The 11283-nt window shown below is 73.1% G+C and carries 9 protein-coding genes; 6 read left to right on the top strand and 3 right to left on the bottom strand.

Annotated elements, in window-relative coordinates:
* The first annotated feature begins 512 nt into the window (after nucleotides 1–512).
* The gene (locus ACFVHB_RS19870; protein WP_380323517.1) at nucleotides 513–962 is read left to right on the top strand and encodes a PTS glucose transporter subunit IIA; all 450 of its coding nucleotides are present in this window, start codon (nucleotides 513–515) and stop codon (nucleotides 960–962) included.
* 98 nt (nucleotides 963–1060) lie between these two features.
* Nucleotides 1061–2731 (top strand): phosphoenolpyruvate--protein phosphotransferase, encoded by a 1671-nt coding sequence (gene ptsP / locus ACFVHB_RS19865; protein ID WP_380323514.1) that lies wholly within the window; start codon nucleotides 1061–1063, stop codon nucleotides 2729–2731.
* Nucleotides 2732–2833: 102 nt separating this feature from the next.
* Here ptsP and ACFVHB_RS19860 read toward each other — a convergent pair whose 3' ends face one another.
* The 3 genes from ACFVHB_RS19860 to ACFVHB_RS19850 all read right to left on the bottom strand — a co-directional run bounded on the left by ACFVHB_RS19860 (nucleotide 2834) and on the right by ACFVHB_RS19850 (nucleotide 6570).
* Nucleotides 2834–4861: an acetoacetate--CoA ligase gene (locus ACFVHB_RS19860; RefSeq protein WP_380323511.1), complete on the bottom strand. Its 2028-nt coding sequence runs from the start codon at nucleotides 4859–4861 to the stop codon at nucleotides 2834–2836.
* Between the two features lie 131 nt (nucleotides 4862–4992).
* Nucleotides 4993–5562, bottom strand: a complete 570-nt coding sequence (locus ACFVHB_RS19855; RefSeq protein ID WP_380323508.1) for an NUDIX domain-containing protein — start codon at nucleotides 5560–5562, stop codon at nucleotides 4993–4995.
* Nucleotides 5563–5601: 39 nt separating this feature from the next.
* Entirely contained in the window at nucleotides 5602–6570 is a 969-nt protein-coding gene (locus tag ACFVHB_RS19850; protein WP_380323505.1) for an NUDIX domain-containing protein, read from the bottom strand.
* A gap of 171 nt (nucleotides 6571–6741) precedes the next feature.
* On the opposite strand from ACFVHB_RS19850, the gene mmuM reads away from it, so the two are divergent.
* The 4 genes from mmuM (at nucleotide 6742) to glpK (ending at nucleotide 11258) form a co-directional block, all read left to right on the top strand.
* Nucleotides 6742–7698, top strand: a complete 957-nt coding sequence (gene mmuM / locus ACFVHB_RS19845) for a homocysteine S-methyltransferase (protein ID WP_380323502.1) — start codon at nucleotides 6742–6744, stop codon at nucleotides 7696–7698.
* Between the two features lie 129 nt (nucleotides 7699–7827).
* On the top strand, nucleotides 7828–8592 hold the full coding sequence (locus tag ACFVHB_RS19840) for an IclR family transcriptional regulator (protein WP_380323499.1): 765 nt from the start codon (nucleotides 7828–7830) through the stop codon (nucleotides 8590–8592).
* 294 nt (nucleotides 8593–8886) lie between these two features.
* Complete coding sequence (locus ACFVHB_RS19835) at nucleotides 8887–9624, top strand: MIP/aquaporin family protein (RefSeq protein WP_380323496.1); 738 nt, start codon at nucleotides 8887–8889, stop codon at nucleotides 9622–9624.
* A gap of 107 nt (nucleotides 9625–9731) precedes the next feature.
* Nucleotides 9732–11258 (top strand): glycerol kinase GlpK, encoded by a 1527-nt coding sequence (gene glpK / locus ACFVHB_RS19830; protein WP_380323493.1) that lies wholly within the window; start codon nucleotides 9732–9734, stop codon nucleotides 11256–11258.
* The last annotated feature ends 25 nt before the right edge of the window (nucleotides 11259–11283 follow it).

The following is an 11283-nucleotide window of genomic DNA, read 5'->3' as shown; positions in this document are numbered from 1 at the left end:
CAACATATCTGGCGTTGACTTTTGGCACGCTGTTGAGTTCTCAAGGAACGGACACTTCCTTCGGACCGCCTTCCAGCGGGCCCTCCGGGCGCTTCATTCTTTCGTGTTCCCAGCTTACCAGATGCTTTCCGCTCCGTTTACCGGTGCTTTTCACATCTGAAATCTGCTGTTAACCGTCGTCTTGCGGCGACTCGACTAACCATAGCGGCTCCCGCGGCGGAGCGCGAATCGGGCCGCGTCGGTGTCACCCGGTCGGACGCATGATTTGTTGCTCTCGCGAGCATATACAGCAATGGTCCCGATTCGCCAAGATGCCTGTAGAGTGCGGCGCATCGGTGAAGAGGACTAGACCACTATCGGTCGACGAGGTGTCGGCCGGGGTGGTGGCAGGGCGTGGCTCTACGCCCAGGTATGTCAGCGGATGTCCGAAGTTGACATGATTTAGGCTTCAGTTGATCGTTGCGCCGCAGCTCGCGGCCGCTCGCTGTACTGCGCACTTGGGAGGCACCACCATGACCACTGTGACGTCGCCACTGACCGGCCGGGTCGTCGGGCTCGCCGGCGTGCCGGACCCGGTCTTCTCGGGCGCGATGGTCGGTCCCGGCACCGCGATCGACCCCGTGCGCCGGCCGACCGAGGCCGTCGCCCCGGTGGACGGTGTCGTCGTCTCCATGCACCCGCACGCGTTCGTCGTCGTGGACGCCGCCGGGCACGGTGTGCTGACCCACCTCGGCATCGACACCGTGCAGCTGAACGGCGAGGGCTTCGAGCTGCTCGTCTCCAAGGGCGACACGGTGACCCGCGGCCAGGCCGTCATCAAGTGGGACCCCGCCGCCGTCGAGGCCGCCGGCAAGTCGCCGATCTCGCCGATCGTCGCCCTGGAGGCCGCGGCCGACTCCCTCACCGGTGTCCGTGAGGACGGGGAGGCCGCCGTCGGCGACGCCCTGTTCAGCTGGAGCTGACCTCTTTTTCCGACACACCCGCCCCGGCCCACTCGACGGGGCGGCCCGGCACACAGCGGTACCCGGCGGGGCCGCTCCTCTCAGCGGAGACAGTGACAATGCAGAAGACGCTGCGCGGCGTGGGTGTCAGCCACGGGGTCGCGATCGGTCAGGTGCGGCACATGGGGACGGCGGTGCTGGAGCCGCCGGCCACCCAGATCCCCACCGAGGACGCCCCGCGCGAGCAGGCCCGCGCGCAGGCGGCGGTCGAGGCGGTGGCCGCGGACCTGACCGCGCGCGGCAACCTGGCCGGCGGCGAGGCGCAGGCGGTGCTGGAGGCCCAGGCGCTGATGGCGCAGGACCCCGAGCTGATGGCCGACGTCGCGCGCCGGATCGCGGTCGGCAGCAGCGCCGAGCGCGGCGTCTACGACGCCTTCGCCGCCTACCGCGCGCTCCTCGCCTCGGCCGGGGACTACCTGGCCGGCCGGGTCGCCGACCTGGACGACGTGCGGAACCGCATCGTGGCGCGGCTGTTGGGCGTGCCGATGCCGGGCGTCCCGGACAGCGACGAGCCGTACGTGCTGTTCGCTCGGGACCTGGCGCCGGCCGACACCGCGCTGCTCGACCCGACGCTGGTGCTCGGCTTCGTGACCGAGGAGGGCGGGCCGACCAGCCACAGCGCCATCCTCGCGCGGGCCATGGGCGTGCCGGCCGTGGTCGCGCTGCCCGGGGCGGCCGGCGTCGCCGAGGGCACCGTCGTCGCGGTGGACGGCAGCTCCGGCGACGTGCTGGTGGAGCCGTCGCAGGAGAAGCAGGACGAGCTGCGCCGGATCGCCGCCGAGCGCAAGGCCGCCCTGGCCGCCTCCTCCGGTCCGGGGCAGACCTCGGACGGTCACCGGGTGCCGCTGCTGGCCAACGTGGGCGGACCGGCCGACCTGCCGGCCGCGCTGGAGGCCGGGGCCGAGGGCGTCGGGCTGTTCCGGACCGAGTTCCTCTTCCTGGACGACTCGGCGAAGGCGCCCGGCGAGGAGAAGCAGGTCGAGGCGTACCGCAAGGTGCTGGAGGCGTTCCCGGAGGGCCGGGTCGTGGTCCGGGTGCTGGACGCGGGCGCGGACAAGCCGCTGGACTTCCTGACCCCGGCCGACGAGCCGAACCCGGCGCTCGGTGTGCGCGGTCTGCGGACGCTGCTGGAGCACCCGGAGGTGCTGCGGACCCAGCTGCGCGCGCTGGCGAAGGCCGCCGAGGGCCTGCCGGTCCACCTCGAGGTGATGGCCCCGATGGTGGCCGACCGGAAGGACGCCGAGGACTTCGCGGACGCCTGTCGCGAGGCCGGGCTGAACGCCAAGTTCGGTGCCATGGTGGAGATTCCGTCGGCGGCGCTGCGGGCGCGGTCGATCCTGCAGGAGGTGGAGTTCCTCTCGCTGGGGACCAACGACCTGGCCCAGTACACCTTCGCGGCCGACCGCCAGGTGGGCGCGCTGGCCCGGCTGCAGGACCCGTGGCAGCCGGCGCTGCTCGACCTGGTCGCGTTCTCGGCCGAGGCCGCCCAGGCCACCGGGAAGAGCTGCGGCGTCTGCGGCGAGGCGGCCTCGGACCCGCTGCTGGCGGTGGTCCTGACCGGTCTCGGGGTCACCAGCCTGTCCATGGGCGCGGCGTCGATCCCCTACGTGCGGACCACGCTGGCCAAGTACACGCTGGCGCAGTGCCGCCGGGCGGCCGAGGCGGCCCGGGCGGCGGACAGCGCCGAGGCGGCGCGGGCCGCGGCGCAGCAGGTGCTGTCCGGCGAGTAGCACCGGACCGCGGCGCGCCGTCGGGAGCGGCGGCGCGCCGGGACCGAGCCGTCGAAGGGGCGCCCCCGCCGTCGTGGGGGCGCCCCTTCGCCGTGCCGGGCGTCAGGCCTGGGCGGCCTGGCGCTCGCGGCGGAGCTGCTCGAAGAAGCGCAGGTGGTCGAGGTTGTCGACGGAGCCGGGGTTGACGGCCTGCTCCAGCGGGGTGCCGGAGAGCAGTCGCTTCACCGGGACCTCGATGCGCTTGCCGGTGAGGGTGTGCGGGAGGCCGCGGACGGCGATGACCTCGTCGGGGACGTGCCGCGGGGAGAGTTCGGTGCGCAGCGAGGTGCGGATGCGGCCGGTCAGGTCGTCGTCCAGGGTGGCACCAGGGGTGAGGACGACGAAGAGCGGCATCCAGTAGCCGCCGTCGGGCTCCTCCAGGCCGATGACCAGGGACTCGGCGATCTCGGGGAGGCGCTCGACGACCTCGTAGATGTCGGAGGAGCCCATCCGGACGCCCTGGCGGTTGAGGGTGGAGTCGGAGCGGCCGTGGATGATCACGGTGCCGCGCGAGGTGGCGGTGATCCAGTCGCCGTGGCGCCAGACGCCGGGGTACGTGTCGAAGTAGCTGTCGTGGTACCGGGTGCCGTCGGGGTCGTTCCAGAAGCCGGTGGGCATGGAGGGGATGGGCTTGGTGACGACGAGTTCGCCGACGGCGTCGGTGAGCGGGCGGCCCTGGACGTCCCAGGACTCGACGGCGGCGCCGAGGCAGGGTGCCTGGATCTCGCCGAGGTACACGGGCAGCGTGGGGACGCCGCCGACGAAGCAGGAGCAGACGTCGGTGCCGCCGCTGACGGAGGCGAGCCAGACGTCCTCCTTGACCTCGTCGTAGATCCAGCGGAAGCCGTCGGGCGGGAGCGGGGAGCCGGTGGTGCCGATGCAGCGGACGGCGGAGAGGTCGAGGTCGCGGCCGGGGTGGAGGTCGGCCTTGCGGCTGGCGATGACGTAGGCGGCCGAGGTGCCGAGGACGGTGGCGCCGGTGCGGGCGGCGACGGACCAGAGGGCGCCGGTGTCGGGGTGGCCGGGGCTGCCGTCGTAGGTGACGATCGTGGACCCGACGAGGAGGCCGGCGAGGAGGAAGTTCCACATCATCCAGCCGGTGGAGGTGTACCAGAGGAAGCGGTCCTCGGGGCCGAGGTCCAGGTGGAGGCCGGCCTGCTTGAGGTGCTCGACGAGGATGCCGCCCTGGCTCTGGACGATGGCCTTGGGCAGGCCGGTGGTGCCGGAGGAGTAGAGGACCCAGAGCGGGTGGTCGAAGGGGACGTACTCGTACGCCGGCTCGACGTCGTCGGCGACCAGGTCGTCCCAGTGCAGGGCGCCGTCGGGGGCGGGGGCGCCGAGCAGCGGGACGTGGACGACGGTGCGCAGGGTGGGGAGTTCGCGGCGGAGTTCGGCGACGACCTCGGTGCGGTCGTGGTCCTTGCCGCCGTAGTGGTAGCCGTCGACGGCGAAGAGGACGGCGGGTTCGATCTGCTGGAGGCGGTCGAGGACGCTGCGGGCGCCGAAGTCGGGGGCGCAGCTGGTCCAGACGGCGCCGACGGCGGCGGTGGCGAGGAGGGCGACGGCGGCCTGCGGGATGTTGGGCAGGTAGGCGCTGACGCGGTCGCCGGGGCCGATGCCGCGGGCGCGCAGGGCGGCGGCGAGGGAGGCGACCTGGCGGCGGAGCTCGGCCCAGGTGAGGGTGAGCGGCTGCTCGGTGGTCTCGTCGAGGTGGAGGACGGCCGGGCGGTCGTGGTTGGCCGGGTCCTCGGCGGCGCGCAGGGCGTGCTCGGCGTAGTTGAGGCGGGCGCCGGGGAACCAGCGGGCGCCGGGCATGGCCGGGTCGGCGAGGACGGCGTCCGGGGCCTGCTGGAAGCGGACGTCGAACCACTGGGTGACGGCGGTCCAGAAGCGGTCGAGGTCTTCGACGGACCAGGCGTGCAGGTCGGCGTAGCGGCGGGCCGCCTCGGTGTCGTCGGCGGTGGGGGCGAGCGGTGCGGCCGGTGCGCCGTGGTGCTCGGCGGCCCAGGCCTGGAACGCCACGAGGCCGGTGGCGGCGGCGCTCTCGGGGTTGGGGCGCCAGAGCGGCTGATCCTGGGGTGGGGTGCTCACGGTGGTGGTCTCCCGGCCGGTGGATGGGACGGGCGCGCTTGTGGCAGGGCCCGTCCGGTTGGGCTGTCGGTGCAGACCATGCCATGTGAGCGGCCCGCGCGCCAGGGTCCGCCGGGCGGACGCGCGGCTGGTCAGCCCGCTGCCGGGGGCCGGCCGCCGGGGGTGAACTCGCCGCGGAACCAGGAGCGGGAGACGTTGGTGTGGAAGTCCCAGGCGAGCCGGGTGTCGGGGGTGGCGAGCAGCCAGCCGTCGGTCTCCTCGGTGGGCTGCGAGGGCGGGAGGTCGGCGAGCGGGCGGGCGGGGAGCAGTCCGCAGAGGAAGACGAAGCGGCCGTGCGGGTCGGACGCGGTGGAGATCAGGGTGATGTCGGCGGAGTCGGCCAGGATTCCGGTCTCCTCCCGGAGCTCGCGGACGCAGGCCTGCTGCCAGGTCTCGCCGTAGTCGATGTAGCCGCCGGGGAAGGCGAGTTCGCCGTAGCCGGGTTCGATGGTGCGGCGGATGACGACCAGGGCGGGGTCGGAGTCGGGGCGGGTGACGGGGAGGACGGTGACCGCGACGGGCAGCGGGTTGCGGTAGCTGATCTCGGCGCAGCCGGGGCAGGTGCGGGGCCAGGCCTTGGTGTCGGCCGGGTAGGGCGTGCCGCACCAGTGGCAGTGGGAGTTGGGCCGGTTGCTCGTCCTGTTGACGTCTTGAGTGGTCATGGCCGGATGGTAGTGCGCGGGTGGGACCGGCGGCGCCGGTCAGCGGATCTCGTCCTCGCGGGTGGGGCGGAGGAGGGCGGGGTGGAGGAGCCGGGCGTCGCCGGCGTGGTAGGTGCGGGCGCGCGGGCCGCCGCGGGCGCCGCCGCGCTCGGTGGTGGTGCCGGTGCTCTCCACGAAGCCGGGGACGGAGAGGACCTTGCGGTGGAAGTTGCCGGGGTGGAGCTTCTCGTCCCAGACGGCCTCGTAGACGGCGCGCAGCTCGGGGATGGTGAAGTCGTGCTGGAGGAAGGCGGTGGCCAGCGGGCTGTACTCGATCTTGTCGCGGGCGCGGTCGAGGCCGTCGGCGAGGATGCGGGCGTGGTCGAAGGCCAGGGTGATCGGCGTGGACCGCTCGGGCTGGGGGCCGGTGGGCCCGTCGACGCCACCCCCGTGGGTGTCGACGGGCTCACCGGCTGCTCGTGACCGGCCGGTGGACGGCCGGAGTTCCAGGGCGCTGACGGGGTGCCAGGCGGCGGTCGCCGCGTCCGAGCCGGCCCGGGGGTCGGGCAGGTCGGGGGCGAAGGCCAGGTAGGCGACCGAGACGACGTGCATGCGAGGGTCCCGGTCGGGGGCGCCGTAGGTGCCGAGCTGTTCGAGGTGGATGCGGCTGAGGGCGGCCTCGGCGTCGGCGCTGCCGTGCAGGCCGGTCTCCTCGGCGAGCTCGCGGGCGGCGGCCTCGTCCAGGCCCTCCTCGCCGGCGCGCAGGAAGCCGCCGGGCAGGGCCCAGGAGCCCTGGTAGGGCGGGGCGGCGCGCTCGACCAGGAGGACGTGCAGGCTGCCGTGGCGCAGGGTGAGGGCGACGACGTCGACGGTGACCGCCACCGGGGTGTAGGCGCGCGGATCGTAGGCGGCCAGCCAGGCACGCTCGTCGACGCCGCCGGCTCCGGCGTCCGTACCGGCTCCGGCACCGGCATGCCGGCGGGCGTCCGTGCCGGTGTCGGTTTCGGCCGGGGGCTGCTCCGTGGTCATGGCCGGCTCCTCTCCGGTGCGGTTCTGCCGTGCGTGCGACGGTCGTCGTTCTCGGGATGAGCACAACGTAGCGACCCGTTGACTCTGCGGCAAATGATTTTCCGGGCGGCGCCCGGCCCGTCCCCTTCTCTAGGCTGTGAGCAGGGTCCCACCGTGAGGAAGGGGTCTTCGGTGACCGGGAAGGACTTCGCCGCGGCGCTGGCCGACGGCCCGCTGGTGCTGGACGGCGGGCTGTCGAACCAGCTGGCCGCGGCCGGGCACGACCTGTCGGACGAGCTGTGGTCGGCGCGGCTGCTGGCGGACGCCCCGGAGGCGGTCGTCGCCGCGCACCGGGCGTACTTCGAGGCGGGCGCGGAGGTCGCGATCACCGCGAGCTACCAGGCGAGCTTCGAGGGGTTCGCCCGGCGCGGGGTGGACCGGGCGGCGGCGGCCGGGCTGCTGGCGCGCAGCGTGGAGCTGGCCCGGGAGGCGGCGCGGCAGGTGGCGGGCGGGCGGCCGGGGGCGGGCCGGCCGCTCTGGGTGGCCGCGTCGGCGGGCCCGTACGGGGCGGTGCTGGCGGACGGGTCGGAGTACCGGGGGCGGTACGGGCTGACGGTGGGCGAGCTGGAGGCGTTCCACCGGCCGCGGCTGGAGGTGCTGGCGGCGGCCGGACCGGACGTGCTGGCGCTGGAGACGGTGCCGGACGCGGACGAGGCGCGGGCGCTGCTGCGGGCGGTGCGCGGGCTGGGTGTGCCGGCCTGGTTGTCGTACAGCGTGACCGGCGGGCGCACCAGGGCCGGGCAGCCGCTGGCGGAGGCCTTCGCCCTGGCGGCGGAGGCGGACGAGGTGGTGGCGGTCGGGGTGAACTGCTGCTCGCCGCGGGACGCGGACCGGGCGGTGGCACTGGCGGCGCGGGTGACCGGCAAGCCGGTGGTGGTCTACCCGAACAGCGGCGAGGACTGGGACGCCGCGGCGCGGGACTGGCGCGGTGAGCCGACGTTCCGCCCGACGGGGGTCCCGCCCGCCGGAGGCCGGGGGATGGTGACCGGCTGGCTGGCCGACGGAGCCCGGCTGGTGGGCGGCTGCTGCCGGGTGGGGCCGCGGGAGATCGCCGCGCTGGCCGCCGAGGTGGCGCGCGGCCGGGGCTGACGGCGTCGCCCCCGGCTTCCGCGGGTGTTACCGAGGGGGAAGGTGCACGGACCCGGGGAGGCCTGGCAGACTCATCCCGTTACCACTGCGGTCGACAATGTCGACCGCCTGTCAGCGCGGAGGTACCGAATGCCCGGCCCGATCCAGTCGCTCTCCCGGGCCGCCGCCATCATGCGCCTGCTGGCCGGCGGTGAGCGCCGCCTCGGTCTGTCCGAGGTCGCCACGGCGCTGGACCTGGCCAAGGGCACCGCGCACGGCATCCTGCGCACCCTGCAGCAGGAGGGGTTCGTGGAACAGGACCCGGAGAGCGGCAAGTACCAACTGGGCGCCGAGCTGCTGCGGCTGGGGCAGAGCTACCTGGACGTGCACGAGCTGCGGGCCCGCGCCCTGGTCTGGGCGGACGACCTGGCCCGGGCGGCCGGCGAGACCGTCTACCTGGGGGTGCTGCACCAGCAGGGCGTGCTGATCGTGCACCACGTGTTCCGCCCGGACGACACCCGGCAGGTGCTGGAGGTCGGCTCGATGCAGCCGCTGCACTCCACCGCGCTGGGCAAGGTGCTGCTGGCCTACGACCCGGTGGCCCGCGGGGAGCTGGGCGAGGGGCCGTTCGAGTCGTACACCGCGCGGACGCTGACCGAGCCGGCGGACGTGGACGCCGAGGCGGCGCTGATCCGGGAGCGGGGCTGGGCGGACTCGATCGAGGAGACCTGGGAGGGCGTGGCCTCGATCGGCGCGCTGATCCAGGACCGGCGGCGCAACCCGGTGGGCGCGGTCTGCGTCAGCGGCGCGGTGGAACGGGTCTGCGAGGACGGCTTCGTGAAGCCGTCGCTGGTCGCGTCGGTACGCAGCGCGGCCCGGGCGATCTCCCGGGACCTCGGGGCCGGCCGGTTCTGACGGCGCGGCGCGCGGAGCCCGCGCCGGACACCCCACGTTCACGCTGAGGCGCGGACAGGCAGCACGCCTGTCCGCGCCTTAGCGTTTTGTCCGTGTTCGTGGATAACCGACCGACTACTTCGGGTGAAGGGTCACAGCTGCGTAACCCGGCCTTGACGTGAAGGCGGCCCGGGGAGGAAGCTTCCGCATGACGGTCGACATTGTCGAACGATGGCCGAGCGGATCTCTCCCACAGAGCGCTCACCCGCACCGTGATCGCCCGGCCACCCGCCCCCACCCGCACCTCCGGGCCATATGGACAAGGGAGTCTTTGTGTCCGCGTTCTCCAACGGCGACATCTTCGTCGGCGAAACCCTCGGCACCGCCGCCCTGATTCTTCTCGGCGGCGGCGTCTGCGCCGCCGTGACGCTCAAGAAGTCGAAGGCCATCAACGCCGGCTGGCTGGCGATCACCTTCGGCTGGGGCTTCGCGGTGATGATCGCCGCCTACATGTCGGCTCCGAAGTCCGGCGCCCACCTCAACCCGGCCGTCACCCTCGCCCTCGCCGTCAAGAGCGGCGAATGGGGCGACGTTCCGCTCTACCTCGGCTCGCAGCTGCTCGGCGCGATGATCGGCGCCGTCCTCGTCTGGGCCACCTACCTCGGCCAGTTCAACGAGAACAAGGAGCCGACCCTGGGCATCTTCTCGACCGGTCCCGAGATCCGGAACCCCGTCCAGAACATGCTCACCGAGATCATCGGCACCTTCGTGCTCTGCTTCGCGATCCTCACCCAGAGCACCAACGAGGGCCTGGGCAAGTCCGGCCTCGGCATCCTGATCGTCGCGTTCACCGTCGTCGGCATCGGCCTCTCGCTCGGCGGCCCGACCGGCTACGCCATCAACCCGGTCCGCGACCTGGGCCCGCGCATCGTCCACTCGCTGCTGCCGATCCCGAACAAGGGCGGCTCCGACTGGTCCTACGCCTGGGTCCCGGTGGCCGGCCCGATCGTCGGCGGCCTGCTGGCCGGCGGTCTGTACAACGCCATGTTCTAAAGCCGGCCATCTTCGCCGGGCCAGGCTTCGCCCCACCCGAGTTCGGGGACTGACCCGAGAGTCGGACCCACCCACCCGAATCCCCCAACCTTGAGCCGAGGACCCTCATGACCTCCACTGGCACGGGCAACTACATCGCCGCGATCGACCAGGGCACCACCTCCAGCCGCTGCATCATCTTCGGTGCGGACGGGCGGATCGTCGCCGTCGACCAGCAGGAGCACCGGCAGATCTTCCCCCAGCCCGGTTACGTCGAGCACGACGCCGCCGAGATCTGGACCCGGGTCCAGTCGGTCGTCCGCGGCGCGCTGGAGAAGGCCGGTCTGACCAAGGACGACATCCGCGCGATCGGCATCACCAACCAGCGCGAGACCACCGTCCTGTGGGACAGGAACACCGGCGAGCCGGTGCACAACGCGCTGGTCTGGCAGGACACCCGCACCGAGGCGCTCTGCCGCGAGCTGGGCCGCAACGTCGGCCAGGACCGCTTCCGCCGCGAGACCGGCCTCCCGCTGGCCAGCTACTTCGCCGGCCCGAAGATCCGCTGGCTGCTGGACAACGTCGAGGGCCTGCGCGAGCGCGCCGAGGCCGGCGACATCCTGTTCGGCACCATGGACACCTGGGTGATCTGGAACCTCACCGGCGGCGTCGACGGCGGCAAGCACGTCACCGACGTCACCAACGCCAGCCGCACCATGCTGATGAACCTGCACACCCTGCAGTGGGACGAGAAGATCGCCGAGTCGATGGGCGTGCCGCTGTCCGTCCTGCCGGAGATCCGCTCCTCCGCCGAGGTCTACGGCGAGGCCGTCGGCGACCTGGCCGGCGTCCCGGTCGCCTCCGCGCTGGGCGACCAGCAGGCCGCGCTGTTCGGCCAGACCTGCTTCGACAAGGGCGAGGCCAAGTCGACCTACGGCACCGGCACCTTCCTCCTGCTGAACACCGGCGAGGACGTCGTCAACTCCTACCACGGCCTGCTGACCACGGTCGGCTACCGGATCGGCGACCAGAAGCCGGTCTACGCCCTGGAGGGCTCGATCGCCGTCACCGGCTCGCTCGTCCAGTGGCTGCGCGACCAGCTCGGCATCATCTCCACCGCCGCCGAGATCGAGACCCTCGCCAACACCGTCGAGGACAACGGCGGCGCCTACTTCGTCCCGGCCTTCTCCGGCCTGTTCGCCCCGTACTGGCGCTCCGACGCCCGCGGTGTGATCGCCGGCCTGACCCGGTACGTCACCAAGGGCCACCTGGCCCGGGCCGTCCTGGAGGCCACCGCCTGGCAGACCCGCGAGGTCGTCGACGCCATGCAGAAGGACTCCGGCGTCGAGCTCACCGCCCTCAAGGTCGACGGCGGCATGACCAGCAACAACCTGCTCATGCAGAACATCGCCGACGTCCTGGACGCCCCGGTCGAGCGCCCGTACGTGGCCGAGACCACCGCGCTCGGCGCCGCCTACGCGGCCGGCCTGGCGGTCGGCTTCTGGAGCGACCTGGACACCCTGCGGGCCAACTGGCACCGCGCCGCCGAGTGGACGCCGCGCATGGACGAGGCCACCCGGGAGCGCGAGTACAAGAAGTGGCTCAAGGCCGTGGAGCGCACCATGGGCTGGGTGGAGGAGGAAGAGCAGAGCTGACCGCGAAGCCGGTCGGGGCCCCGTG

This window comes from Kitasatospora sp. NPDC127111 (assembly GCF_042677465.1).
GTDB lineage: Bacteria > Actinomycetota > Actinomycetes > Streptomycetales > Streptomycetaceae > Kitasatospora.
This window is presented reverse-complemented; position numbering and strand designations above follow the sequence as displayed.